Raw genomic sequence first — 23,594 nt, 5'->3', positions numbered from 1 at the left:
ATTTTCCCAACCTTAGTCTGTTTTTGGAGTCTATAGTGTTTAGAGTTGTCGGCGAAGGTTGCACTGTGTAACGGTTTGTCATTTCTACGATCTGTATATAAAAGGCACCATAGGTTAGGATCGAGGCAGAACATTTGTACGGCCAATCAATAGACAAGGGGCTTAACGTAATATGCCAGGCAAAATCAGACAGTACTTCAGAGATAAAAAGGATGATGCTCAGGATTATGCCGGCAACAATGGCGTGATCGGCAAATTTATAGCAGTTGTGCTGCTGGTGTATCTGCTGGTGACAGTGGTATTGGGGATGTACTGGTCGAGCGAGCCCGAGCCTTTTTCCGTACGCGAGCATACCCGGGCTGTTGCCAATGAGATGCAGCGCGAGCCAGTAACTGGCTTTGCCACAACTGTAACCATGATTCGCATTGCCGAAACCCTTCTGGATAAGCCGGGCGGATACATTTCAAACGATATTTTCCCGCCGGGCCTTTGGCTGGATAACATTCCCAACTGGGAATATGGTGTACTGGTGCAGTTGCGCGATCTCTCCCGTGCCATGCGCAAGGACATCAGCCGCTCTCAGAGTCAGTCGGCGGAAGATCCGGATCTGATCATTGCCGAGCCGCAGTTTCACTTTGACAGCGAAAGCTGGGCCATTCCATCGACAGAAGCCGAGTACCGTCGGGGCATTACAGCGCTGAAGCGCTACCTTAATCGCCTTTCCAGCCCGGAGCAGGCCAACGCCCAGTTCTTCGCCAGAGCCGACAATCTTGGTAACTGGCTGGCCGATCTGGAGACCCGCCTGGGTAGTCTTTCGCGCACTCTCGGTGAGAGTGTCGGCAAGGCATCGGTATCAGAAGCGGTCGCCAATATTGACGCAGACAACCCGCTGAATGAAGAGAAAGGTGGTGGGGATATAAAAACCGATTGGACTAAAATCGACGACGTGTTTTACGAAGCCCGTGGAAGCTCCTGGGCGCTGCTGCACATTTTCCGTGCGATAGAAGTCGATTTCCGCAAGGTGCTTCAGGACAAGAATGCCGTTTCCAGCGTTAAACAGGTGATTATTGAGCTTGAAGGTGCTCAGGGCGACATGTGGAGCCCGGTTATCCTGAACGGGAGCGGGTTTGGTGTTCTGGCTAACCACTCTCTGACCATGGCTGCCTATCTATCTCGCGCCAATGCAGCGATCAGCGATATGCGGGATCTCTTGTCGCGGGGCTAAGGGGTTTTGCGCAGACATAAAAAAACCGGGCTGTTGGATTAGCCCGGTTTTTTATTATCTGGTGCTCGGCTCAGCCTTTGTAGGCGTTGATCGAGTCCACAATAGCTTGCTTCGCAGCGGCAGCGTTATCCCAGCCCTGCACCTTGACCCATTTGCCCGGCTCAAGGGTTTTGTAGTTTTCAAAGAAATGACGGATCTGATCGCGCAACAATGTTGGCAGGTCGTCAATTTCCTTCACATCCTGGTAAGCATTGGTCAGCTTGTCGTGAGGCACTGCGACCAGCTTCGCATCTCCGCCTGCCTCGTCTTCCATGTTCAGGACGCCTACCGGACGGCAGCGGATCACTGAGCCGGCCTGAATCGGGTAAGGAGTAACAACCAGAACGTCCAGTGGGTCGCCGTCGTCAGCCAGCGTGTGCGGGATGAACCCGTAGTTCGCTGGATAAAACATAGGCGTTGCCATAAATCGGTCAACCAGCAGTGCGCCCATGTCTTTGTCCAGCTCATACTTTACTGGAGAGCTGTTGGCCGGAATTTCGATGGCAACGTAGATGTCTTCAGGCGGGTTCTTGCCTGCGGGAATGTTATCGAATTGCATGTGAGATCCTTCCTGATATGTGAAGTTCGTTTAACTGTGCTCGAAAAGTAGGCGCAATTATACGGGACTCTACAATCATCCGAAACTAAACCTTGGTATGCCAGCCCGGTCCCCTGAGTGGGCTTGATTCTGGGAAAGTAAAAACCTACAGCTTGATCTGCTTGGCAATCAGCTCCTTCATGATCTCCGTGGTGCCACCGCCTATCGAAAGAATCTTCGCGTCCCGGTAAAGACGGTCAACGACCGATTCCCGCATATAACCCATTCCCCCGAAAATCTGCACGGCCTCGCGGGTAACCTTCTCGCAGATCTCCACAGAAAAATTCTTCGCCATGGCCACCTGGGTGATCGGGTTCTTGCCCGCTTGCATAAGGGCTGCGCAGCGATAGGTGTATTCGCGGGCCACGTCGATCTGGGTCGCCATATCCACCAATTTGTGGCGGGTAACCTGAAAGCCGGCAATGTTGCGCCCGAACGCTTTGCGCGTTTTGGCATACTCCATTGCCGTTTCGTAGGCCAGCTGAGCCGTCATGTATGCCATGACCGAGAGCATCAGGCGTTCCGACAGAAAGTTGCTCATAATGGCGATAAAGCCTGCGTTTTCCGCGCCAATCAGGCGGTCGGCAGGTACTCGACAGTCTTCGAAGAAGAGCTCCGCCGTATCGCTGGCCCACCAGCCCATTTTTCTCAGCTTCTTGCCATTAGAGAAACCTGGCATGTCGCGATCAATCAACAGCAGGCTGATACCGCCATGGCCTTCACCGCCGGTGCGCACGGCAACCGTGTAATGATCCGCACGGGTGCCACTGGTAATAAAGGTTTTGCTGCCGTTCACCACGAAATGATCACCGTCCTTCACCGCACGGGTTTTCAGGCTGGCTACATCGGAGCCGCCACCGGGCTCGGTAATAGCCAATGCAGAAATCTTCTCACCACTGAGGACCTGGGGGACGATCTGTTCACGTACCTCTTTCTTTGCCCATTTGGCGACGGGTGGCAGGCCGATGTCCAGAGAGCCCAGGCTGGCAACAAAGCCGCCAGAGGTGGAGCGCATCAGTTCTTCGGAAACGGCGACTTTCAGGAATACATCGCCAGCCCCCACGCCGCCCAGTGCCTCGGGAAATCCGATGGCGAGCAACCCGGCATCACCTGCCATCCGGAAAATTTCACGAGGAAATTCACCAGCCTCCTCCCATTCATCAATATGAGGGAGAACGTGAGTGTTGATGAACTTGCGCGCGCTCAAGCGCGCTTGCTCATGAGTCTCGTTGAAGTAATCGGACACGATAAAACACCTCTGATCGGACGTGATGTGAGGTAGTGTCGCGCAATTCCATGTACCAAGCAAGCGCTTGGTTGTTGGTGTGTCAGGCACAAAAAAAACTGGCCTGAGAGGCCAGTTTGTATCGTGCTATCTTCGACGAACATGAGTTGATACGAGTTTGCCGGGTCAGATGCCTTTGCGTGGGATGCTCTCGACCCCGTTGCTGGTGCCGAGTAATAGCAGGTCTGCCGGGCGGCGAGCGAACAGGCCGTTAGTGACAACGCCTACAATGTTGTTCAACCTTTCCTCAACCTGGATCGGGCGGGAAATATCCAGATTGTATATGTCCAGAATAATATTACCGTTGTCGGTGGTGAAACCGTCCCGGTAGACCGGATCACCGCCGAGCTTGACGATTTCGCGACCAACATGGCTGCGGGCCATAGGAAGTACCTCCACCGGCAAGGGAAATTCGCCGAGCAAGTCTACTTTCTTGGATTCGTCTGCAATACAGATAAAGGTTTTGGCAACTTCCGCAACAATCTTCTCGCGCGTCAGGGCGCCGCCGCCGCCTTTGATCAGCTCAAGGTGTTCGTTGGTTTCATCTGCCCCATCCACGTAAAACTCCAATTCCCCGGCACTGTTCAGGTCGTACACAGGAATGCCGTGGCTTTTCAGGCGTTCCGCCGTTGCTTCTGAGCTGGCGACAGCGCCGTCGAACTCGGTTTTCAGGTCTGCAAGCATATCGATAAAGAAGTTGGCAGTGCTTCCCGTGCCAACACCGATGATGCTGTCGCGCTCCAGGCGCGGTGCAATGTAGTCCACTGCAGCTTTGGCAACGGCTTTCTTGAGTTCGTCCTGGGTCATTGAGCGCTCCGGGTGAAAATCTTATGAGTTCGTGCCCATTATAGCGCTTAAGGGGCGCCTGCTTATAGACGGCTGCCGTGCAAACTTTCTACACTGTAGGTTTTCCCCGACCAATCATCAGCAACCGGAACCATCATGCCGCAACGCTACATCAAGAAGATTCTCGATGCGCGCGTCTATGACGTGGCCATTGAAACACCCCTCACTGAAGCCCGCAGCCTGTCCAAGCGCTTTGGCAACAATATTATGCTCAAGCGGGAAGACCTTCAGCCGGTGTTTTCTTTCAAGATTCGCGGAGCCTATAACCGGATTGCGCAGCTGTCGGAAGAACAGAAAGCCAAGGGCGTGATATGCGCTTCTGCCGGCAATCACGCTCAGGGTGTAGCGCTTGCGGCGAAGAAGTTGGGCATCAAGGCTGTTATTGTCATGCCGCAGACCACGCCAGAAATCAAGGTGCGCTCTGTGCGCGACCATGGCGCGAAAGTTGTGCTCCGGGGTGATGCCTTTGATGAAGCCGCGGCTCATGCCCATGAACTGATTGAGAAGCATGGTTACACTTACATTCCCCCCTATGATGACCCCGACGTCATCGCCGGGCAGGGTACGGTCGCCATGGAGATGCTTTGGCAGTTCAGCAAGCCGATTCACGCGGTGTTTATCTGTGTGGGCGGTGGCGGGCTTATCGCCGGCATGGCTGCCTACATTAAATACTTGCGCCCTGAAGTGAAGGTGATCGGTGTGGAGCCTGAAGACTCCAATTGCTTGCAGGCCGCCTTGAAAGCAGGCGAGCGCGTTATTCTGGATGAGGTGGGCATCTTCGCAGATGGTGTAGCAGTCAAGCAGATTGGTGAATACCCCTGGGAGATCTGTAAGGATCACGTGGACGAGGTGATTACCGTCTCCACCGATGAAATCTGTGCAGCCATCAAGGATATCTTCGAGGATACGCGATCCATTTCCGAGCCTGCCGGTGCGTTGGGTGTGGCCGGCATCAAGAAGTACATCGAGCGGGAAAAGATTGAGAATGAAAATCTGATCGCCACTCTGAGTGGCGCGAACATGAACTTTGACCGTCTGCGCTACATTTCTGAACGCACCGAAGTCGGTGAGAAACGTGAGGCTATCCTCGCGGTTACCATTCCAGAGAGGCCTGGTGCTTTCAAAACTTTTATCAACGCGCTGCACAAGCGCAGCATTACCGAGTTCAACTACCGTTACGCCGACGCAGCTCAGGCAACGATCTTTGTGGGTGTCCAGGTTCAGGCAGGTGGGCTGGGTCGAGATGAGCTGGTGCAGGAACTCCGTGAAAAAGGCTACTCCGTGCTGGACCTCACCGACAGTGATATGGCGAAACAGCACATTCGCCACATGGTCGGTGGCCACGCACCTACGATTACCAACGAGAAAGTTTTCCAGTTCGAGTTTCCCGAGCGCCCGGGAGCTCTGCTGAAATTCCTGATGTCTCTGGGAACGCGCTGGAATATTTCCATGTTTCATTACCGCAACCACGGCGCGGCGTACAGTCGTGTATTGCTGGGGGCTCAGGTACAAGATGATGAAGTAAAAGACTTCGAAGCAATGCTTGAAAAAGTGGGCTTCCGTTATGAAAACATGACGGATAACGAAGCGTACCAACTGTTCCTGGGAGCGGGGAACGGTAAAACATCCTAGCCTGCAAACAAGGGCGGCCCGGAAGGTCTCTTTCGGGTTGGCCCCTGAACCCGATTTATCTGAATGCCCCGTCAGTTTTCTTACTGAACTTTAATCTGTCAAAAATTGTAAAAATCGGGATGCGTGTTAGTCTTTTGTCACATTCTTGAAATCAAGAATAGCTAACTGATTTTCCGCAGAATTAACCTATCTGAAACAGGAAGAAGTGTCATGGGTGGCAAGCCTGATATTATCCGGGCAATTGTGCTGATTTTTGCTGTCGGCCTTGTTATTACCGGGTTTACCTCGCTTCAGGCGTCGGAAGACCGGCCCGCTGCTGCCGTTATGCAAAGCTCTGTCTCGGTGGGTTCGACGCAGATGACCGAAATCCCGCTATCCCGGTAAAGACGCTCCTGTATTATTTGACCCGGTAAAGCCGCCGGTTTGTTGCAACACTGTGTAGCGGAACATCCCAGGGTTCAATCGGCAATTTTTCCACCTTTTGAAAGTCGTGAGCCAGGCCAATCAGTTTTGGCGCCAGTCGCGGCCGCAGGCGGGTGAATGCGAAAGTCCGATCATAGAATCCGCCTCCCATCCCCAGTCGCCCCCCGCGTTCGTCAAAACCCACTAACGGGAACAGCACTGCGTCCAAAGCCCAGGCTGGTCGCCGGAGCCCATTGCTGAATGCGGGTTCGGGAATGCCAAAACGGTTGGCAGTCAGCTCTACACCGTCGAAATAAGGGCTGAAAACCAGTTTTCCCGGGTGAATAGGGTGCAACACCGGCAGGTAGAAATGAATGCCTTTGCGACGGGCCATAGCCATGTACGGGTGCGGATCAATCTCGCCGTCGTTGGGCAGATAAATGGCTACGTGCCTTGCCCGATGCAGGTCCGGGTTTTTCAGAAGATTCAGCGCAAGAGAAGCGGAGGCCTGTTCCTGTTCCCGGGGCGACAACATGCGTCTGCGCTGGCGCAGCTGTTTACGCAGTTGTTGGCGAGGTAAGGAAAGTAAACCGGAGTCAGAATGGTGTGAGTCGATTGTCTGGCTCAAAATAAAGCTTCCCGGGCTGCCGTTATCGGATGTGGCCCTTGAACCCAGAGTTCAAGGTCGGTGGCCGCTGTGACATATTAGGCTTTCCCCTAACGGGGACATGCTCACAATGCCCTAAAGTAGCCACCTGGGTAGTGCGCATCGGCTCGAGGACGAATCCGACCAGCGAACAGCCCAGGAAGTAGATTCATTATAGGGGCAGACCCGGGGCCGATTGCAACACCTATCGGGGAATCTTCGCAGATTCAGTGGTTGGAGGATTCTCCGAGGGCGTTTTCCAGCTTGCTGTCCATCGCCTTCAGCAATGTGCTGGTGGCATCGGACATGGTGTCCCGCTCGAGCAGTTCGTGGGTCATGTTCAGTGCAGCCATGACAGCGATACGCTCGGTTCCGAATACCTTGCCGCCGGTACGTATTTCGCGCATTTTGTTGTCCAGATGCCTGGCGGCACGGATAAGGGCTTCCTGTTCTTCTGCGGGGCAGGCGACCAGGTACTCCTTATCAAGAATTTTTACCTCAACGGTGGTGGACTGCTTAGACATCAATGATGCTCCAGTGCCCGAAGGCGGCTGATCATGGCTTCGATCTTGTTTTTCGCAAGATCATTCTTCTGAATAAGCTGGGACCGTTCCCGGTTCCAGTCATCCTGCAACTGCCTCAGAGTGGCGTTGTTCTGCTCCAGTTTCTGGCAGTGTTCGATCAGCTTGTCCAGCTTGTCCGCTAATGCTTGTACTTCGGACTGTTCCATGACGTGCCCAGCATAGGTTGATGTTATTGCGCCTAACTATAAGTGCGGACGCCATAACGGTCAATTTACGGGGCTGTCATAAGCGGTCATTCGCCTTGTTTTGGCGTGCCAGCGAGACCTGCATCACTACTCCGCGCCACTTCCAAGGCCTTGTGAGCGGCTTTGGCGCCAAGCGCTGAATGCCGGAATCAAAGCCACTACTACAGCGGCAAGCGGCACGGATATCAGCAGAGCCCATTCGTCGAGGTTCAGTGCGCGCAGTGGAATCTGAATGCCATAGTTTGTGAGCAACCAGGGACCCAGCATGGAGACTGCGAGTGCGCTGAACGCAAGCGCAGCCAGGCAGGCGACCACTGCCAGGGCCAGACACTCAATGAGATAAAGGCTTGCGATCAGCCCGGGGGAGGCGCCTGTAGCGCGCAGAATGGCTATTTCATGGGCGCGTTGGGTTTGCAGTGTGAGCAGCACCGCAACCAATCCAATCAGACTGGTAATCACCACGAACCCGGTTATCGCAAATAGTGCCCGTTCAAACTGGCTCATCAGGCGCCAGAGTTCGCTCAGAGCAACGCCTGGCAGAACAGCAGAGAGTGGTTCACCGGAGTATTGGTTCAAATCACGCTGCACGCGAAACGTCAGGATCTTGCGATCCAGTCCGGCGAAGACAGCGGTAATGTTGCCGGGTGTGAAATCCCGCCCCTCAGCTTGCTCAGGCGTGAGAGTGCGGCCCGGAATCGCAATGCCGGACTCCCAGCCTACATGTATGGCTTCCATGCCCTGAAGGCTGATGTAGACCGCTTGATCCACGGGTGTGCCTGTAGCGTCAAGAATGCCCGTCACCGTGAACGGCGTGTTTGTGTGATTGGAGAAGCTGGTGCGGCCGCCGCCATGGGAAAGTATGATTTTGTCATCAAGGGCGTGGTTCAGTTGTTTGGCAACACCTGCCCCAAGGACCACATCGAAAACCCCGTCAAACCATTGGCCGCTGGCCAAAGTCAGAGGTTGGCCCCGCCCGAACCGGAAATGCTTGCCAAACCCTTGGTCGGTTCCGACAACCCGAAACCCTTTGTAGCTATCGCCCAGAGAAATGGGGATCAGCCAGTCAATACGGGAGTCCTCCTTAAGATCCTGAAAGGTAGACCACCGAATGTTATTTGTGGCATCACCGATATGGAAGACCGTATACAGCAAGAGGTTGAGCTGGCCGCTGCGGGCACCGATGATCAGATCTGTATCGCTGATGGTGCTGGTGAAGGACTGCTTTACTTCTGTGCGCAGATACTGGATACCGAGCAGTAAAGTGACGCTTAAAGTAAGAGTGAGGCACACCAGGGCTAACACCTTGCGCCGATGCCAGAGGCTTGCAGATGCCAGTGAGATTGCCAGACGAGCTTTCATGCCGGTACCTCCCCGAGTTGAATCTGGTGGTGAAACCGCTGGGCGAGGGAGCGGTCGTGGCTGACGAACAGAACGGAGGTATTGGATTCTTCGGCCAGCGTTAGCAATAGATCGATGAAGCGATCTCGGTTATCGCTGTCCAGGGCAGAGGTGGGCTCGTCGGCCAGAATAATCTCTGGCGAACCTATAAGGGCCCGCGCAGCGGCAATGCGTTGCTGCTGACCAATGCTGAGCTGGGTGACCTTCCTTTGCCAGTGGCTTTCAGGAATGGCTAGTGCGGTGAGTAGCCGTTCAGCCGCTGCAGCTGAATTCTGGCCTGTTGAAATGTTTCGCATGCGCGAGAGCCGGCAGGGCAGGGTCACGTTGGCCTCAGCCGTAAGGTAGGGGACAAGGTTGAATTGCTGGAAGATCACGCCGATATGATCAGCCCGGAACCGGTCACGTTTCCCCGCCCCCAGCTTCTGAATGGCAGTGCCCAGCATGGTGATGGTGCCACTTGCTGGCGAAAGCATGCCCGCCAGCAGGCTCAGAAATGTACTCTTGCCGGTTCCGCTTGCACCGTGAAGGAACAGGTGCTCGCCCTGTGGCAGATATAGATCAGGGAAAGTAAGTGCGGGCTGATGCTTGTCCCAGCGAAACGAGAGGTCTTTGACTTCAATTGCCGCAGATCTATCTGCAGATATTTGCACGCTGCTTTCTGACTGGCTGTTCATGTTGATCTGTATCTGCCCCGTGTATCATGTCTGGCTTGTGTCGCGTTCACGTCGCTGTCAGTTTTCCGGAGAGCTTTGCTAATGATCCATTTCTTACGTTGCCCTGCCGGGGTGCATTTTCTGTCCCTGTTGGTTGTCCTGCTGAGCGTTGCTGCTCCAGCCCACTCCGAGCCGAAGCAGGAGATGCGGGAAATCGACTGGCTGGAACTGATGCCCGCTGAAGATCTGGCTCTGCTTGAAAATATGCCAGAACTGGAGCATGAGGGCGATGGGCCCCCTCTACTACCGGACGAAATAATGACCGGCAGGGTTGTTATGGATATGGCGAATGTTGAAGGCCGAATCCCCGGTTTTGTCGTGCCTCTGAAAACAACCAAAGACATGCGTATTCTCGAGTTTTTCCTGGTGCCTTATTACGGCGCCTGTATCCACGTGCCGCCACCGCCCCCAAACCAGATTATTCACATGAAATACAAAGAGGGCTTCAAGCTTGAGGCTTTGTACGACCCTGTCTGGGTTACTGGTACGCTTGTCATCGACCGTACGGAAACCGATCTGGGGACGTCCTCCTACTCGATGGTGGCGGAAGCCGTTGAACCCTATGAAGAGTAAATTCAGCGCCCGAGGCTGAATGAATCCTCTCCGTGCTCAAGGCGAGTCGCTCCTTGTCCGTCAGGGCCGGCCCAGGCTATATCGAGATCTTCAATACCAGAAAACCGGGTGGTAAGCGGGGTTGTCAGATTGGCTGACTGATCAAGCCCAGGGCAATTCAAGGTTTGGGTTACAGTAATATCTGAATGTTGAGCTTCGTTGTCGTGGCCTGATTCGTCATGATCGTGGTGGTCATGGTCATGGTCATGGTCATGGTCATGGTCATCTTCGTGTTCATGATCATCATGGTCGTGCTCGTCGTGATCATGGCCGCCGCCAACCTCATGCTGAACCTGGGTTGCGACCACTGTGCACGTAGAGTCCAGTGTGTTCACCAGCGGGGTTTCACCAAACCAGCCGGTAACACTTTCTATCATCTCATGCTGTTCTGGTGTGCGCGGCTCGTGCTCAAATCCAAGCATGTTGCCTGCCGGTGACAGAATCAGAATTTCAACCTGGTCAGCACTGAAAGCAAGCTGCATTTCGGCATGCCCGTGCTGATGTGATCCGGGGTTGTCGGCGGCCATGGCGGGTAAGCTGAGCAGTGCCGAGGCGATGGATAGTGCCAGGAGATTTCGGGAGATCATGACCTTGTCCTCAGGTGGAAATTGATATGTTATAACATATTCTGCCCTTGCCTCGTGAAAATCAACCGCTCAGTATTCACGAAATGTGTGACGAGAGACTGGAGAGCGTCTTGATAGTTCCGGAAGAGCTTCTCACAAGAGTTCGGCAAGAGTGCCTTGCGGCCGCCTGAATGTTAGGATGAAATCCCAACTTCATAACACAGGACTGTCTTGTTTCATGTCAGAAACCGACACTGCAGGAGCGGCCTACGCCGCTGAATTTGAACGCTGGGCAAACATGTTTGCCACCCATAAAGCGTTTAGCCATCCATCTGAGCTTCACGGCGCTCTTTGCGGTCGTTTGGCTGCCGGGGCACGCATTGAGGAAGATGAGTGGCTCGCCATGGTATGTGAGCACATGGGGTTGCCTGAAAGTGCATCCGGGGAGGCCGATGACCTCTCTGCTTTCATGAAAGAAGCTTACGAACAAACCCTGGAGTTTCTGAAGTCTGCGGATATGAGTTTCCACCCACTGCTCCCGGACGATGACTATGCGCTTGACCAACGCCTGGAAGCTCTGGTGGCCTGGATACGGGGTTTTCTTGAAGGTATGGCTCTGTCGGCCGGCGAGTCTTTAGGTCAAGCACCGGAAGAGATTCGTGAACTTATCGAAGATATGGTCGCCATCAGCCAGGTTTCGGAAGACCAGGAGTCTGATCAGGAAAGCGAACAACAGTTGGTTGAAATAACGGAATACATCCGGCTCGGGGCTCTGGCCGTATTCACCGAATTCAATCCCCCGGAAAAGCCTGCGTCACAAGCGCCAACGCTGCACTGATCATCTCACACACTGCGGGAGAATTTATGCCAACCATTATACCCGTCAAGGAATTTGCAGAGCGCCGTCGCAAACTGATGGAGCGCATGGCACCTGACAGCATTGCCATAATTCCCGCTGCGCCGGAGCGCGTCCGGAACCGGGATGTACTGCATCCATTTCGCCAAGACAGCGATTTCCAGTACCTGACCGGCTTTGGTGAGCCAGAGGCGGTGCTGGCATTGATTCCGGGCCGTGAGCACGGAGAGTCGGTGCTGTTCTGCAAAGAGAAAAACCCTGAAAAAGAACTGTGGGATGGTTTTCTGGTGGGGCCGGAGGGTGCAATCGAGCGCTACGGCCTGGACGACGCCTTCCCGGTGGCAGATATCGACGACATTCTGCCCGGTATGATTGAAGGTCGCAGCCGGGTGTATTATCCACTGGGTAAAGACCAGGGGTTTGATACCCGGGTGATGGACTGGGTCAAAGTTATCCGCAGCAAGGTGAAAAGCGGTGCGCATCCGCCGGGTGAGTTTGTGGCGCTGGAACACCTGCTGCATGACCTTCGGCTTTACAAAAGTGCCAGCGAAATCAAGGCTATGGCCAGGGCTGGTGAGATTAGCGCCGAAGCCCATTGCCGCGCCATGAAGCGCGCACGCCAGGGTGGCAGTGAGTACAACCTCGAGGCTGAGTTGATCTATACCTTTATGGAACACGGATCACGTTCCACGGCCTATCCGTCTATTGTTGGTGGCGGTGCCAATGGCTGTATCCTGCATTACATCGAGAACACGGCGCCCCTGAAAGAGGGTGATCTGGTACTGATTGATGCCGGCTGTGAAGTGGAATGCTACGCCTCCGACATTACCCGTACCTTCCCGGTCAATGGCAAATTCAGCCCTGAACAGCGGGCACTCTATGATGTTGTGCTGGACGCTCAGTATGCGGCCATTGAAGCAGTGCGCCCCGGCAATCACTGGAATCATCCCCATGAGGCCGCCTTGAGAGTGCTGACCGGTGGCCTGATTGACCTGGGTATTTTGTCAGGTACGGTCGACGACGCCATTGCCGACGAAGCCTTCAAACCTTTTTTCATGCACCGGACCGGCCACTGGCTGGGTCTGGATGTACACGACGTGGGCGACTACAAGGTCGGCGATGCGTGGCGGTTGCTTGAGCCGGGTATGGCACTGACGGTTGAGCCTGGCTTGTACATTTCTCCGGGCAACACCGATGTAGATGAAAAGTGGCGGGGTATCGGCATCCGTATTGAAGACGATGTAGTGGTTACCAAAGATGGGTGCCGGGTACTGACAAACGGGGTGCCAAAAACCGTTGAAGAGATCGAAGCGCTGATGGCGGAATGAGCCTGTGAAACACTCTGATACTGATGTGATCATTGCCGGTGGCGGGCTTGCAGGCGCCACCCTGGCGCTGGCCCTTGCCAGGGTGGCGCCAGCCTTGAGGGTGACAGTGGCAGAGACTTTTCCGCTATCTGCGGATGCTTTGCCCGAATCCTATCAGCCGAGCTATGACGCCCGCTCGACAGCCTTGGCCTGGGGGTCGCGGTTGATTTTTGAAGAACTCGGGCTCTGGTCACGATTATCGGAGCATGCAACGCCCATTCGACAGATTCACGTTTCTGATCGCGGCCATTTCGGCGCCACTCGGCTGAATGCGAAGGAATATCAACAGCAAGCTCTGGGCTACGTGGTGGACAACCGCTGGATGGGGCTGTGCCTGATGCGAGAGCTGCTGGCAACGGACACCCAGTGGCGAGCGCCGGCGGAAGTTGTCGACATGAAGTCTTCTGAGCAGGGCGTGAATGTTACCCTGAAGAGCGGTGATGAAATTAGCCGCATAACGGCGCAGTGCCTGATTGTGGCAGACGGAGGCCGTTCCGGGTTGAGAGAAAAGCTCGGCTTCCAGCCCAGCCACCACAGCTATGACCAGAACGCTCTGGTTGCCAACGTAAGCACCAGTGAGAGCCATGAGTTCACAGCATTCGAGCGTTTTACCGAAGCCGGCCCCATGGCTATGCTGCCGCAGGGTTCACCTTCCCATGCAAGCCATCAGTCCGCGCTGGTCTGGACTTTGAGCGACGAAGAGCTTGAAGCTGTTCTGGCAATGTCTGACAGCAACAAATGCCAACGGCTTCAGAATCGCTTTGGCTGGCGACTGGGCCGGTTTACAAAAATTGGCGAATGCAATCATTACCCCCTGACACTGACCACGGTTGACGAGCCTGTAAGGCCCGGTGTCGCGCTGGTAGGCAATGCCGCGCACGCTTTGCACCCGGTGGCAGGGCAAGGCTTCAATCTCGCACTGCGGGGCTTGATGACGTTAGTAGAGCAGTTCCGGTTGGCGGCAGAGCAAGGCCGGTCGCCGGGCGATTTTCAGATTTTGCGCCGTTATCACGAATTGCATCGCCCGGACTGGCAACAGACCGTAAAGTTCTCGGATTCACTCATTCGTATCTTTGGTCAAACCCCGGCGCCGGTGACAGCAGCGAGAGATGCCGGATTGGTAGGTCTGGATCTGTTGCCTGGTGCCAAGCGCCTGTTTGCGCGCAACGCTATGGGTATAGGCGGCCGCCGCGCTGTCATTAACCATCCTGGACTCAATCAGCAGCCAGACCGCCATCAGCACGGGATCTCAGAGCATGAGTGACACCAGCGTGTTCGATATTCTTGTAGTCGGCGGTGGCATGACCGGCACCGCTCTTGCTCTTGGCTTGTCCCGGCAGGGCTGGCGGGTTGGGTTAATCGAAGGCGGTGATCGCGATACTCTGCTGCAGGTTCCAGATGCCGCCGAGGGTGTGGCGGATTTTGAACCTCGAGTCAGTGCCATCTCTGTGGCCAGCCAGCAGTTGCTGGAATCCCTTGGTGCCTGGCAGAGTGTCGTGACTGGTCGTCATTGCCCCTATCAAGGCATGACCGTGTGGGATGGAGACGGCACCGGGCGTATCCATTTTGATGCGGCCGAGTTGCAGTCACGCGCCCTGGGAACGATTGTAGAAAACCGTAGCCTGGTTCGGGCCTTGTTCGAGGTTGTGGTGGCCAGCGATGTTGAGCTGATTGATGGTGTGCAGGTTATCGGATGTTCCCGGACTGGCGAGCAACGCAGTATTGAGCTTGCGGATGGCCGGACACTGGGTGCTCGCCTTGTAATCGCAGCGGATGGTGCCAACTCACGGTTGCGCCAGTGGGCAGGGTTGCCGACCCGTGAATGGGATTACGATCAGCAAGCGATTGTGTGCACCGTACGCACGGCCCAAAGTCACAGGTACACAGCCTGGCAGCGGTTTTCCCAAACCGGGCCTCTGGCGTTTTTGCCGCTGACACCGGAAAACGCTGATGAACATTTCTGTTCTATCGTCTGGTCGCAGGATACCGAAGAAGCCCGCCGTTTGATGGCGCTGGACGATACCGCCTTCGCTGCGGAGCTGGAGGGAGCAATCGAACGAGAGCTCGGAGCTGTTGAAGCTGTTTCCAAACGCTTTGCCTTTCCGCTTCGGCAGCGCCACGCCAAAGATTACATCGCCCCCGGTTTTGCACTGGTAGGAGATGCGGCCCACACCATCCACCCGCTCGCAGGCCAGGGTGCCAACCTCGGTTATGGCGATGTCCGGGTGCTGCTGGAGGAACTCTCCAGGGCCAAAAACACAGGGTTGAGCCCCGCTCATGAACTGGTTCTGGCGCGCTATCAGCGCCGCCGAAAGGGCGACAATCTAACCATGATGGCTGCGATGGAAGGCTTCAAGCAGTTATTTGGCCGTGATGAACTGCCATTCAGGCTTCTCAGAAATACCGGTATGCGCTGGCTTGATGGGCTGGGCCCGGTTAAAAACCGGATTGCTGCCGAGGCGATGGGGCTGAGAAGTTAGAATAGGCAAAAAGCTGCCAGCGCCCCGTCGCGCAGTTCAGATAAGTTGAACTGGTTTCTGGGCAATCAGCTTTCGGATACACTCGACCGATACCTCACCAATACTCCCGGGAACCCAATACCATGGCTGGAGCAAGCTTACTCGCCCTCATCGATGATATAGCCACGATACTTGATGATGTTTCAGTGATGACAAAAGCCGCCACAAAAAAAACTGCTGGCGTGCTGGGTGATGACCTTGCGCTTAACGCACAGCAGGTAACCGGCGTAAAACCAGCCCGGGAGCTGCCAGTTGTCTGGGCGGTGGCCAAAGGCTCGATGCTGAACAAGGTGATTCTTGTGCCGGCCGCGGTCGCGATCAGTTTTTTTGTGCCCTGGCTGGTTACACCGCTGCTGATGCTAGGCGGCGCGTTTCTTTGCTTTGAAGGCGCCGAAAAGCTGGCCCACAAATTTCTGCATTCGGAGGAGGAAAAGCAGCACAAAAAGGAACTGCTCAAAGCCGTCAGGCAGCCCGATGTCGATCTGAAAGTCGTGGAAAAGCGAAAGATAAAAGGCGCTATCCGAACGGACTTCATTCTTTCGGCGGAGATTATAGCCATTACCCTCGGTGTAGTAGTCGGCACCAGCATAGGAATGCAGTTTGCGGTGCTGTCTGTGGTGGCTGCGGCGGTGACAGTGGTTGTCTACGGTCTGGTGGCGGGAATCGTAAAGCTTGACGATGCAGGTCTCTATTTGAGCCAGAAAGACAGTGAGTTGGCACAGCGGGTGGGCAATGGCATTCTCTGGCTTGCTCCCTACCTTATGAAGGGACTGTCGATTCTCGGTACTCTGGCCATGTTTCTGGTAGGTGGTGGCATTCTGGTGCATGGAGTGCCGCCGCTTTATCACGCAATCGAACACTTCGCAGCAGATGTTGGTGGTCCGGCGGCCACTTTGATACCTGTACTGGCCAACGGTTTGATTGGCATATTGTCGGGTGCGTTACTGGTGGCGGTACTTACACCCTTGCTTCGGATGTGGGAATCGAGGTCAAAGCCTGACTGATTTCAAAGGCAGGCATCAAACAGCCGGCTGACGAGAACGGGAACGGCCGTTTCCACCCGCAGAATACGCGGCCCCAGATGGACACTCTGGCAGCCGGCATCTTCCAGTTTACCGACTTCGTAGGGTGTAAAGCCGCCTTCCGGGCCTATGCACAATGCAGCGGGTCTATCCAGGTGCGTGGGGCAGGGCGTTGCAGTGCCCGGGTGGGCAACCAGCGCCTGTTTGCCGTTCAGTAAAGCGGGCAGCTCATCTTCCACGAAGGGTTTGAACAGTTTGCGGATATGCACGCTCGGCATGGCCGTGTCTTTTGCCTGTTCAAGCCCGAGGGTCAGGTTCTCCCTCAGGTTTTCATCCGACAGCCAGGGCGTCTGCCAGAAGCTTTTTTCTACCTTGTAGCTGTTGATCAGCCATATGTCTTTAATACCCAATGTTGCGCTGGTTTGTAGAATACGGCGAAACATCTTGGGCCGGGGCATGGCCAGAAGGAGCGTGAGGGGCAGTGGGGCCGGTGGCTGCTGATCCAGAGTAACAATCAGTTCGGCTTCTGAATCCGTGAGCCTTAGCACTTTGCCGAGTCCCATCTGGCCATTTACGCGGCCAACCGATAGCTGGTCTCCCGTGGACACGCCAATCACAGCCCGTATGTGCTCAAGCCGCCGGCCCCGAAGGATAACGCGGTCCCGGGTAACAAAGTCCTCGTCAAACAGTAAGGCCAGGTTCATTCAGAGGGTGACTCGTCCGAGTCTGTGTCTGACACTTCTCGTACAGCCAGCCGGCCAAACAAAATACCCAGCTCGAACAGAATCCACATGGGCACAGCCAGAAGCGTCTGAGAGATGATATCCGGGGGCGTCAGCATCATGCCGATGATAAAACAACCCACAACGACATATGGACGCTTTGATGCCAGATCCGCGGGCGTTGTGACGCCGCTGAGGATCAGCAGAATGGTGGCAATGGGAATCTCGAAGGCAATACCGAAAGCGAAAAACATTTTCAGCACGAAATTCAGATAGCTGCTGATATCCGGCAGCTCAACAATGCCTTCCGGGCCTATGGCCGTAAAAAAGCCAAATACCAGAGGGAAAACCACGTAATAAGCAAACGCAGCACCCAGATAGAACAGGATGACGGAGGTAAATAGCAGGGGAAAGGCGAGCCGCTTTTCATGGGCGTAGAGGCCCGGGGCCACAAAGCTCCAGAGCTGGTAAAGAATAATCGGTATAGCGGCAAAGACAGACAGGAATAGGGCCAGTTTCAGAGGTGCGAAAAATGGCGACGTGATGTCTGTTGCAATCATTGTCTGTCCGATCGGAAGCAATGATCGGATAGGTTCGGATAGCCAGAGATACAGCTCGTTAGCGAAGGGATAAATGGCCGCAAAACAGATCACCACGGCCAGAACCATTTTCAGTAGCCGGTTCCTCAGTTCCAGCAAGTGCTCAACCAGAGGCATGTCCGGTTGTCCGGAAGAGGTGTGTTGATGTTCCGGGCCCTTGCCCTCGGTTTTTGCATTCATGGAGATTTGTCCGAGGGTTTTTCCACTGAGTCGATGTTTGCGTCTTTTTTCAAGCCTTGGTCAGCGGCTGGCTGTTTGGGGGTTGCCGGTTTTCTGGCGGGCTCGCCCTCCATGATCATGTGCTCGTACTTTTTGGCCTCGTCCAGAGCGCCCCGTACGGTTTTCTCAACATCTTCCAGTCCGACATCACCGGCGTCCCGAAGCTCTTTTCTTAGCTCATCGGCTTTCATCTGGCGGTCGAGCTCTGAGGTGAACTGGCTGACCATGCGGCGAGCACCACCAATCCAACGCCCGGCCGCGCGCGCAGCCGTTGGGAGCCGTTCGGGGCCGAGCACCAGGAGAGCGATAACGCCGCAGATCAGCAGCTCAAGAAAGCCGATATCAAACATTCTGTCTGGTCTCAGCTTTTGGTTTTATCCCTGGGCTTCTCTTCAGCTGCTTGCCGTGTTTGCTCATCGGCCTGAGCTTCCAGAGAGTCCGGGTCTTCGGACTTGGTGTCTTCGTCATTCATGGACTTTTTAAAGCCGCGAATGGCGCCACCAAGATCAGTGCCGATGTTGCGGAGTTTTTTAGTTCCGAACAACAGGATGACGATGCCCAGTACGATAAGAAGTTGCCAGATACTGATGCCCATTACGGGGTCCTCGTTTAAATGTTTCTGTTTGTCGGTATTGTACGTTACCGGGGGCTGTTCGCGGAAACCCCTCCAAAGGGGTATCGCGACTTATTGGCTTCGGGACGCTTTCTCTTCAAGGCCGGAAAGATCAAACCGGCTGGCCAGCTCGTCCAGAATGTCCTTGGAAGACAAGCCCAGATTGGAAAGCATGACCATGCTGTGAAACCAGAGATCCGCAGTTTCGCTGACCACGGCCCGGGTATTTCCGGAGTGTTCTGCGTCCTTGGCGGCCAACAATGTCTCCGTGCACTCCTCGCCAACCTTTTCCAGAATCTTGTTCAGGCCTTTCGCATGGAGGCTGGCGACGTAGGATTTCTCCGGGTCGGCTGATTTACGGGCTTCCAGAACCTGCGTCAGGTTTTCCAGAACATCGCTCACTGCACACACTCCTCAGTTCTTGCCATAAATGGCGTCTGGATCTTTAATCACCGGGTCGACACTGGTCCACTTTCCGTCTTTCAGGGAGCGATAAAAACAGCTGCGTCGACCAGTGTGGCAGGCGATTCCACCCTTTTGTTCCACTTTCAGCAAGATCACATCCTCATCGCAATCGAGGCGAATGTCCTTTACTACCTGCTGGTGTCCCGAGGTTTCACCCTTGCGCCAGAGCTTGCCTCGCGATCGAGACCAGTAAACAGCCTGGCCCTCTTCCGCGGTGAGGCGAAGTGATTCGCGATTCATCCAGGCCATCATCAGAATGTCGCCGGTGACAGCATCCTGAGCAATTGCCGGAACGAGTCCATCCGCCGTCCACCGGACAGCTTCAAGCCAATCGAGGTTGGCTAGATTATAAGGTACATCTTTCATTTTTATGAATCCCGAGTACTGCATGCTGAAAGTTGCCGTAAACTAAAGGGCGAGCGAGAAGCCGGTGGCATCTTTTCTCTACGCTTACCATCTTGGCCCGCTCTGAGCTTCATTGAGTTAGCCGGCCGATGGAAGGTTACCTCCCAGCATGTTTTCAACAACTGCAGCATTATAGAAAGCTTCAACTGTCTGGATTTTGTCGTCCTGAACACGAAACCAGATCGCAAGGCGCACGTCGCCGATCGGTTCAAAGTTGGTCTGGTAATCCAGGATTGCGAACACATGCTCCCCGTCGGCACTAAGCTGGCGCAGGATAAGATCTTTCTGAATGGCGGCCATACCGAATTGGTAGGTCATCATGTCATCCGGATTGAGGAAGCGCATATTCGGCCCCACATATTCGAAGCCCTCATCAACCAGAAGGGCTTTTGCCTCATCAAAACGCTGGGCATGGATGTCCGCGATGTACTGCGCCACGATTTGCTTGGGCTGCATGAAAAAACTCCATTTCGAACACAGGGATGATTAGGGTGCCAAAGGTTCCATTCAATCACATAGTTCTTTATCGCGAAACCAAAGGTCGTCAGCGAGGCCCCGGAATCGTAGCAAAGCTGACCAATTTAGCGGCTGCCGCGTATCACCAATGCACCGGCACATGCCAGAACGGCCCAGGTCCAGATGGGCGCATTCTCTGCCCAATCGCGGGCTTCCGGATGGGTGCCGACAATGGCGGTGGCAACCAGAGCGAGGACTGCTATTCCCCGGCGCCAGAGTCGGTCGGTTCTCAGCTGTTGCTCCCGGAGTAGCGCCAGAGTGTCCTGGTTTTGTTTCTCGGTTGGGCCCGCGCTGCGGAGTTGTAACAGTGCGTCGTGGACCAGTTGAGGCATTTCCGGAGACTGTTCCAGCCATGAAGGCAGGTGAGTCTGCAGGGACTTGATCAGGCCGGCCGGCCCTATCCGCTTGCGCATCCAGCCTTCCAGGAACGGCTGTGCGGTGCTCCACAGATCGAGCTCCGGATAGAGCTGTCGGCCCAGACCTTCCACGTTAAGCAGGGTTTTTTGCAGCAGAACCAGTTGTGGTTGCACCTCCATGTTAAACCGGCGGGCAGTCTGGAAAAGCCGGAGCAGGAAGTGACCGAAGGAAATGTCCTTCAGGGGCTTTTCAAAAATTGGCTCGCATACGGTACGGATGGCGGCCTCAAACTCGTTCACCCGGGTATCCGGCGGCACCCAGCCAGACTGGATATGGAGTTGCGCCACTTGCCTGTAGTCGCGCCGGAAAAAGGCCAGCAGGTTGCGCGCAAGGTAGCTTTGATCATCCGGTGCCAGGGTGCCGACAATGCCAAAATCAATCGCGATATATTTCGGGTCAGCCGGATTGGTAACGTCTACAAAAATGTTGCCCGGGTGCATGTCGGCGTGAAAAAAACTGTCGCGAAAGACCTGGGTGAAGAAAATCTCGACGCCTTTTTCTGCGAGAACCTTCAGATTTACGCCCGCCGCTTTCAGAGCCGGAACATCGGCAATGGGAATGCCATGGATACGCTCCATCACCATTACGGACTTTCGGGTGTAATCCCAATCGATGAAGGGGATATAGATCAGCGGGGAATTCTCGAAATTGCGACGCAGCTGGCTGGCATTGGCGGCTTCCCGCTGCAGGTCCAGTTCGTCGTGAATGGTCGAGTCGTAATCTTCAACCACTTCTACCGGGTGCAGTCGCTTGCCTTCGGTCCAGTATTTTTCCAGCAGGTTGGCCATCAGATACATCAGGGCCAGATCCTGGCGGATGACTTTTTCGATGCCGGGGCGCAGCACTTTCACAACCACTTCCTGACCATTCAACAGCGTAGCCGCATGAACCTGGGCTACGGATGCGGACGCCATGGGGTCAGCGCTGAACGCTTTGAACAATTCGGAAACCGGCGCGCCGAGGGAGGTCTCAATGATTTGGCGGGCCGTGTCGCTGGAGAACGGTGGCACCCGATCCTGCAGGGTTTTGAGTGATTCCGCCATGTCGTCTGGTAGCAAGTCACGGCGCGTGGAAAGAATCTGTCCAAACTTGACGAAGACGGGCCCGAGCTCTTCCAGAGCCAGGCGCAGCCGGTCGCCACGATCAAGCTTCGGCTGCGGGAAAAGGTGCCAGGGAGCCAGCAGGAAAAATAATTTCAGCGGTGCGGGAAGTTCCGCCATTGGCAAAAATATGTCCAACCGGTAACGGCAGAATACCCAGAAAATTCGAAACAGGCGTTGCAGGCGGGTCACGGAGTCTCCGGTTGGTCAGTATTGCTGCGGCTTTCGATTTGGTTAACGCGAGCTTCCAGGCGTTCGGTACGCAGGCTCAGGGAATCAATATCCTCGAACGTGGCTTCCAGTTCACGTCTGCCGGGCAGGGCGCGGCTCTCTTCGTGCACGTATTCTTCAATATTAGCGTTCAGCGTGGTGAAAGCCTGGCGGCTCCAGCTTACCGAGTTGCGAATACGTTTGCCGATAAAGTGGGCAGGCATGTCGCCAATGTGTCTTGCCATGGCAGCTTCCCAGTCTGGGTTGAGCTGATCCAGCGCCCGCTGGAACTGGTGTGCGAGGTTTGTATCGCCGACGACGTCGAGGCGCTTTTCCGTGAATACACGGTTATCGCCTGTTGCCAGTGCGGCGAAAGCCAGGGGCTTGCCGCTGATCTCCAGTGCTGGTTGATCTACAGGCTGGCTTCGCACCTGCACCTGATTGCCTGTTCTGTGCAGAGAAAAGGTAAGGAGCAGAGGGTCGGTCATGCGGAACTGGACAGGCCCTTCAAGCGCTGCCAGCAACGCCTTCTGGCCAGCAGGATCCAGTTCCAGCGCCTGGTTCAGTGCCCGCTCGATTATGGCGGTTATTGCCGCAAGCAGGGTCGGGCCAGGGAACATCAGGGTTTGATTCCAACATGCAGGGCAACAATGCCGCCGGTCATGTTGTAATACTTGCAGTTCACGAGGCCTGCGTTTTCCATCATGCCCTTGAGCGTCTCCTGGTCCGGGTGCATGCGAATGGACTCGGCCAGGTACTTATAACTCTCGCTGTCGCCGGCGATAAGCTGGCCGATCAGCGGCAGGGCGGTGAAGGAGTATGTATCGTAGGCTTTGCTGAGTAGCGGGTTGGAGGGTTTGGAAAATTCCAGCACCATGAGTTTTCCGCCAGGCTTCAGCACGCGGGTCATATCCCGAAGCGCCTGATCCTTGTCGGTCACATTGCGCAGGCCGAAGGCAATAGAAACCGCGTTGAAGTTGTTGTCGGGGAAAGGCAGGTGCTCGGCATCGGCTTGCACGTATTCGATGTTGCCGGCATAGCCGCGATCGGTCAGGCGGCTCCGGCCAACCTGCAGCATGGAGGCGTTGATGTCGGCAAGAACCACTTTGCCGTCAGGCCCGACCAGATCAGAGAACTTCATGGTCAGGTCGCCGGTTCCGCCAGCAATATCGAGCACCTGGTGGCCAGGGCGCACGCCGGACAGCTCGATGGTGAAACGCTTCCACAACCGATGGATGCCCATGGACATGAGGTCGTTCATGAGATCGTATTTGCCCGCCACGCTGTGAAACACTTCGGCGACCTGGCCGGCCTTCTGGCTCTTGGGTACATTCCGGAAACCGAAATGGGTGACGTCATCCTGGCCGTTATTGGAACTGGCCGGCGTTTGTTGATCGCTCATGGGGCATGTCCTGTCAGAATCTGAACCCCGTATTCTAACGCTTGGCGGGGTTGCTACAAGGGTGGCTAGACGTTAAATACCGACTTACACTATAAAACCTTTCAATTTTGAAGAGAAAACTGATTCATGTCCGTAATCGATGTACATCGCGCCCACACTCTTGATAAAGACCATGCCCGCGAAGCGGCGGAAACACTTGCCAAGGACCTCTCCAGCAAGTTCGAGCTCGACTATCAGTGGGAAGGAGATCACCTCAAGTTCAAACGCTCGGGCGTTAAAGGTCATCTGAACATTACCGACGATGACCTTAATGTGCACCTGGAACTGGGCATGTTATTGCGGCCTTTCAAATCGCGGATCGAGCAGGAGATTCATAGCCAGCTTGATCAGATTTTGAAAGCCTGAGACACACCATGAGTGGATTGAAATAA

29 protein-coding genes and 1 other RNA gene are annotated in these 23,594 nt (G+C 55.0%); 10 read left to right on the top strand and 20 right to left on the bottom strand.

The features are described 5' to 3' along the window. Positions 1–172: 172 nt before the first annotated feature. A complete protein-coding gene (locus tag Q4501_RS04150) occupies positions 173–1,225 on the top strand; it encodes a DUF2333 family protein (protein WP_303594459.1) in 1,053 nt (350 codons plus the stop codon). Positions 1,226–1,295: 70 nt separating this feature from the next. Here the strand turns inward: Q4501_RS04150 and ppa are convergent, their stop codons facing one another. From ppa to rpiA, 3 genes are all read right to left on the bottom strand, one after another. Then, on the bottom strand, positions 1,296–1,823 hold the full coding sequence (gene ppa, locus Q4501_RS04145) for an inorganic diphosphatase (RefSeq protein ID WP_303594458.1): 528 nt from the start codon (positions 1,821–1,823) through the stop codon (positions 1,296–1,298). 145 nt (positions 1,824–1,968) lie between these two features. Further along, entirely contained in the window at positions 1,969–3,108 is a 1,140-nt protein-coding gene (locus tag Q4501_RS04140; RefSeq protein ID WP_303594457.1) for an acyl-CoA dehydrogenase family protein, read from the bottom strand. A gap of 165 nt (positions 3,109–3,273) precedes the next feature. Continuing rightward, the gene (gene rpiA / locus Q4501_RS04135) at positions 3,274–3,954 is read right to left on the bottom strand and encodes a ribose-5-phosphate isomerase RpiA (protein ID WP_303594455.1); all 681 of its coding nucleotides are present in this window, start codon (positions 3,952–3,954) and stop codon (positions 3,274–3,276) included. 135 nt (positions 3,955–4,089) lie between these two features. Here rpiA and ilvA point away from each other — a divergent pair, with 135 nt between their 5' ends. Next, positions 4,090–5,625: a threonine ammonia-lyase, biosynthetic gene (gene ilvA, locus Q4501_RS04130; RefSeq protein ID WP_303594454.1), complete on the top strand. Its 1,536-nt coding sequence runs from the start codon at positions 4,090–4,092 to the stop codon at positions 5,623–5,625. Between the two features lie 210 nt (positions 5,626–5,835). Continuing rightward, positions 5,836–6,009, top strand: coding sequence for a hypothetical protein (locus Q4501_RS04125; protein WP_303594453.1), 174 nt, complete (start codon positions 5,836–5,838; stop codon positions 6,007–6,009). A gap of 13 nt (positions 6,010–6,022) precedes the next feature. Here the strand turns inward: Q4501_RS04125 and Q4501_RS04120 are convergent, their stop codons facing one another. The 6 genes from Q4501_RS04120 to Q4501_RS04095 form a co-directional block, all read right to left on the bottom strand. Further along, positions 6,023–6,655 (bottom strand): 5-formyltetrahydrofolate cyclo-ligase, encoded by a 633-nt coding sequence (locus Q4501_RS04120; RefSeq protein WP_303594452.1) that lies wholly within the window; start codon positions 6,653–6,655, stop codon positions 6,023–6,025. Between the two features lie 4 nt (positions 6,656–6,659). Continuing rightward, positions 6,660–6,839: non-coding RNA, 6S RNA (ssrS, locus tag Q4501_RS04115), on the bottom strand. A 61-nt stretch (positions 6,840–6,900) separates the two neighbouring features. Continuing rightward, complete coding sequence (locus Q4501_RS04110) at positions 6,901–7,197, bottom strand: cell division protein ZapA (protein ID WP_303594450.1); 297 nt, start codon at positions 7,195–7,197, stop codon at positions 6,901–6,903. After that, positions 7,197–7,403: a TIGR02449 family protein gene (locus Q4501_RS04105; protein ID WP_303594448.1), complete on the bottom strand. Its 207-nt coding sequence runs from the start codon at positions 7,401–7,403 to the stop codon at positions 7,197–7,199. Before Q4501_RS04105 ends, Q4501_RS04110 begins: the two co-directional genes overlap by 1 nt. Before the next feature lie 126 nt (positions 7,404–7,529). Continuing rightward, positions 7,530–8,801 (bottom strand): ABC transporter permease, encoded by a 1,272-nt coding sequence (locus tag Q4501_RS04100; RefSeq protein WP_303594446.1) that lies wholly within the window; start codon positions 8,799–8,801, stop codon positions 7,530–7,532. After that, on the bottom strand, positions 8,798–9,514 hold the full coding sequence (locus Q4501_RS04095) for an ABC transporter ATP-binding protein (protein WP_303594445.1): 717 nt from the start codon (positions 9,512–9,514) through the stop codon (positions 8,798–8,800). The genes Q4501_RS04100 and Q4501_RS04095 overlap by 4 nt, the downstream gene beginning before the upstream one ends. 81 nt (positions 9,515–9,595) lie before the next feature. On the opposite strand from Q4501_RS04095, the gene Q4501_RS04090 reads away from it, so the two are divergent. Continuing rightward, on the top strand, positions 9,596–10,126 hold the full coding sequence (locus Q4501_RS04090) for a DUF3299 domain-containing protein (protein WP_368497117.1): 531 nt from the start codon (positions 9,596–9,598) through the stop codon (positions 10,124–10,126). A 2-nt stretch (positions 10,127–10,128) separates the two neighbouring features. Here the strand turns inward: Q4501_RS04090 and Q4501_RS04085 are convergent, their stop codons facing one another. Then, positions 10,129–10,752 (bottom strand): DUF2796 domain-containing protein, encoded by a 624-nt coding sequence (locus Q4501_RS04085; RefSeq protein ID WP_303594444.1) that lies wholly within the window; start codon positions 10,750–10,752, stop codon positions 10,129–10,131. Positions 10,753–10,969: 217 nt separating this feature from the next. Here Q4501_RS04085 and Q4501_RS04080 point away from each other — a divergent pair, with 217 nt between their 5' ends. The 5 genes from Q4501_RS04080 (at position 10,970) to Q4501_RS04060 (ending at position 16,477) form a co-directional block, all read left to right on the top strand. Next, complete coding sequence (locus Q4501_RS04080; protein WP_303594443.1) at positions 10,970–11,569, top strand: UPF0149 family protein; 600 nt, start codon at positions 10,970–10,972, stop codon at positions 11,567–11,569. Positions 11,570–11,595: 26 nt separating this feature from the next. Beyond that, positions 11,596–12,915, top strand: coding sequence for a Xaa-Pro aminopeptidase (pepP, locus tag Q4501_RS04075; protein ID WP_303594441.1), 1,320 nt, complete (start codon positions 11,596–11,598; stop codon positions 12,913–12,915). A 4-nt stretch (positions 12,916–12,919) separates the two neighbouring features. Then, on the top strand, positions 12,920–14,218 hold the full coding sequence (ubiH, locus tag Q4501_RS04070; RefSeq protein WP_303594440.1) for a 2-octaprenyl-6-methoxyphenyl hydroxylase: 1,299 nt from the start codon (positions 12,920–12,922) through the stop codon (positions 14,216–14,218). Continuing rightward, positions 14,211–15,434 (top strand): UbiH/UbiF/VisC/COQ6 family ubiquinone biosynthesis hydroxylase, encoded by a 1,224-nt coding sequence (locus Q4501_RS04065; protein ID WP_303594438.1) that lies wholly within the window; start codon positions 14,211–14,213, stop codon positions 15,432–15,434. Before ubiH ends, Q4501_RS04065 begins: the two co-directional genes overlap by 8 nt. Before the next feature lie 122 nt (positions 15,435–15,556). Continuing rightward, entirely contained in the window at positions 15,557–16,477 is a 921-nt protein-coding gene (locus tag Q4501_RS04060; protein WP_303594436.1) for a DUF808 domain-containing protein, read from the top strand. Positions 16,478–16,479: 2 nt separating this feature from the next. Here Q4501_RS04060 and Q4501_RS04055 read toward each other — a convergent pair whose 3' ends face one another. The 10 genes from Q4501_RS04055 to ubiE form a co-directional block, all read right to left on the bottom strand. After that, positions 16,480–17,199 (bottom strand): 16S rRNA (uracil(1498)-N(3))-methyltransferase, encoded by a 720-nt coding sequence (locus Q4501_RS04055; protein WP_303594435.1) that lies wholly within the window; start codon positions 17,197–17,199, stop codon positions 16,480–16,482. Then, positions 17,196–17,996 (bottom strand): twin-arginine translocase subunit TatC, encoded by an 801-nt coding sequence (tatC, locus tag Q4501_RS04050; protein WP_303594433.1) that lies wholly within the window; start codon positions 17,994–17,996, stop codon positions 17,196–17,198. Before tatC ends, Q4501_RS04055 begins: the two co-directional genes overlap by 4 nt. Next, positions 17,993–18,385, bottom strand: a complete 393-nt coding sequence (tatB, locus tag Q4501_RS04045) for a Sec-independent protein translocase protein TatB (protein WP_303594432.1) — start codon at positions 18,383–18,385, stop codon at positions 17,993–17,995. Before tatB ends, tatC begins: the two co-directional genes overlap by 4 nt. An 11-nt stretch (positions 18,386–18,396) precedes the next feature. After that, positions 18,397–18,630 (bottom strand): Sec-independent protein translocase subunit TatA, encoded by a 234-nt coding sequence (tatA, locus tag Q4501_RS04040; protein ID WP_303594430.1) that lies wholly within the window; start codon positions 18,628–18,630, stop codon positions 18,397–18,399. A 90-nt stretch (positions 18,631–18,720) separates the two neighbouring features. Further along, positions 18,721–19,050, bottom strand: coding sequence for a phosphoribosyl-ATP diphosphatase (locus Q4501_RS04035; protein WP_303594429.1), 330 nt, complete (start codon positions 19,048–19,050; stop codon positions 18,721–18,723). A 12-nt stretch (positions 19,051–19,062) separates the two neighbouring features. Continuing rightward, positions 19,063–19,479: a phosphoribosyl-AMP cyclohydrolase gene (gene hisI, locus Q4501_RS04030; RefSeq protein ID WP_303594427.1), complete on the bottom strand. Its 417-nt coding sequence runs from the start codon at positions 19,477–19,479 to the stop codon at positions 19,063–19,065. A 117-nt stretch (positions 19,480–19,596) separates the two neighbouring features. Continuing rightward, entirely contained in the window at positions 19,597–19,974 is a 378-nt protein-coding gene (locus tag Q4501_RS04025) for a nuclear transport factor 2 family protein (protein WP_303594425.1), read from the bottom strand. A gap of 125 nt (positions 19,975–20,099) precedes the next feature. After that, entirely contained in the window at positions 20,100–21,743 is a 1,644-nt protein-coding gene (gene ubiB / locus Q4501_RS04020) for a ubiquinone biosynthesis regulatory protein kinase UbiB (RefSeq protein WP_303594423.1), read from the bottom strand. After that, positions 21,740–22,381, bottom strand: coding sequence for an SCP2 domain-containing protein (locus Q4501_RS04015; protein ID WP_303594421.1), 642 nt, complete (start codon positions 22,379–22,381; stop codon positions 21,740–21,742). The genes ubiB and Q4501_RS04015 overlap by 4 nt, the downstream gene beginning before the upstream one ends. Then, positions 22,381–23,163: a bifunctional demethylmenaquinone methyltransferase/2-methoxy-6-polyprenyl-1,4-benzoquinol methylase UbiE gene (ubiE, locus tag Q4501_RS04010; RefSeq protein ID WP_303594419.1), complete on the bottom strand. Its 783-nt coding sequence runs from the start codon at positions 23,161–23,163 to the stop codon at positions 22,381–22,383. The genes Q4501_RS04015 and ubiE overlap by 1 nt, the downstream gene beginning before the upstream one ends. A 126-nt stretch (positions 23,164–23,289) precedes the next feature. Between ubiE and Q4501_RS04005 the strand changes: the two genes are divergently transcribed. Continuing rightward, positions 23,290–23,568 carry a polyhydroxyalkanoic acid system family protein gene (locus Q4501_RS04005; protein ID WP_303594417.1) on the top strand — a complete coding sequence of 93 codons (279 nt, stop codon included), beginning with the start codon at positions 23,290–23,292 and terminating at the stop codon, positions 23,566–23,568. Positions 23,569–23,594: the final 26 nt, after the last annotated feature.

The organism is Marinobacter sp. 2_MG-2023 (assembly GCF_030546935.1).
In the GTDB taxonomy this organism is placed as follows: domain Bacteria; phylum Pseudomonadota; class Gammaproteobacteria; order Pseudomonadales; family Oleiphilaceae; genus Marinobacter.
This window is presented reverse-complemented; position numbering and strand designations above follow the sequence as displayed.

Bases quoted from the DNA above. Each gene is read 5' to 3' on its own strand.
- ppa (WP_303594458.1), bottom strand. From the start codon at position 1,823: ATGCAATTCGATAACATTCCCGCAGGCAAGAACCCGCCTGAAGACATC.
- tatA (WP_303594430.1), bottom strand. From the start codon at position 18,630: ATGGGCATCAGTATCTGGCAACTTCTTATCGTACTGGGCATCGTCATC.
- Q4501_RS04085 (WP_303594444.1), bottom strand. From the start codon at position 10,752: ATGATCTCCCGAAATCTCCTGGCACTATCCATCGCCTCGGCACTGCTC.
- Q4501_RS04100 (WP_303594446.1), bottom strand. From the start codon at position 8,801: ATGAAAGCTCGTCTGGCAATCTCACTGGCATCTGCAAGCCTCTGGCAT.
- Q4501_RS04005 (WP_303594417.1), top strand. From the start codon at position 23,290: ATGTCCGTAATCGATGTACATCGCGCCCACACTCTTGATAAAGACCAT.
- Q4501_RS04090 (WP_368497117.1), top strand. From the start codon at position 9,596: ATGATCCATTTCTTACGTTGCCCTGCCGGGGTGCATTTTCTGTCCCTG.
- Q4501_RS04125 (WP_303594453.1), top strand. From the start codon at position 5,836: ATGGGTGGCAAGCCTGATATTATCCGGGCAATTGTGCTGATTTTTGCT.
- ubiE (WP_303594419.1), bottom strand. From the start codon at position 23,163: ATGAGCGATCAACAAACGCCGGCCAGTTCCAATAACGGCCAGGATGAC.
- rpiA (WP_303594455.1), bottom strand. From the start codon at position 3,954: ATGACCCAGGACGAACTCAAGAAAGCCGTTGCCAAAGCTGCAGTGGAC.
- Q4501_RS04055 (WP_303594435.1), bottom strand. From the start codon at position 17,199: ATGAACCTGGCCTTACTGTTTGACGAGGACTTTGTTACCCGGGACCGC.
- Q4501_RS04080 (WP_303594443.1), top strand. From the start codon at position 10,970: ATGTCAGAAACCGACACTGCAGGAGCGGCCTACGCCGCTGAATTTGAA.
- tatC (WP_303594433.1), bottom strand. From the start codon at position 17,996: ATGAATGCAAAAACCGAGGGCAAGGGCCCGGAACATCAACACACCTCT.
- Q4501_RS04105 (WP_303594448.1), bottom strand. From the start codon at position 7,403: ATGGAACAGTCCGAAGTACAAGCATTAGCGGACAAGCTGGACAAGCTG.
- Q4501_RS04150 (WP_303594459.1), top strand. From the start codon at position 173: ATGCCAGGCAAAATCAGACAGTACTTCAGAGATAAAAAGGATGATGCT.
- hisI (WP_303594427.1), bottom strand. From the start codon at position 19,479: ATGAAAGATGTACCTTATAATCTAGCCAACCTCGATTGGCTTGAAGCT.
- Q4501_RS04065 (WP_303594438.1), top strand. From the start codon at position 14,211: ATGAGTGACACCAGCGTGTTCGATATTCTTGTAGTCGGCGGTGGCATG.
- Q4501_RS04060 (WP_303594436.1), top strand. From the start codon at position 15,557: ATGGCTGGAGCAAGCTTACTCGCCCTCATCGATGATATAGCCACGATA.
- tatB (WP_303594432.1), bottom strand. From the start codon at position 18,385: ATGTTTGATATCGGCTTTCTTGAGCTGCTGATCTGCGGCGTTATCGCT.
- pepP (WP_303594441.1), top strand. From the start codon at position 11,596: ATGCCAACCATTATACCCGTCAAGGAATTTGCAGAGCGCCGTCGCAAA.
- Q4501_RS04025 (WP_303594425.1), bottom strand. From the start codon at position 19,974: ATGCAGCCCAAGCAAATCGTGGCGCAGTACATCGCGGACATCCATGCC.
- Q4501_RS04110 (WP_303594450.1), bottom strand. From the start codon at position 7,197: ATGTCTAAGCAGTCCACCACCGTTGAGGTAAAAATTCTTGATAAGGAG.
- Q4501_RS04015 (WP_303594421.1), bottom strand. From the start codon at position 22,381: ATGTTCCCTGGCCCGACCCTGCTTGCGGCAATAACCGCCATAATCGAG.
- ilvA (WP_303594454.1), top strand. From the start codon at position 4,090: ATGCCGCAACGCTACATCAAGAAGATTCTCGATGCGCGCGTCTATGAC.
- Q4501_RS04095 (WP_303594445.1), bottom strand. From the start codon at position 9,514: ATGAACAGCCAGTCAGAAAGCAGCGTGCAAATATCTGCAGATAGATCT.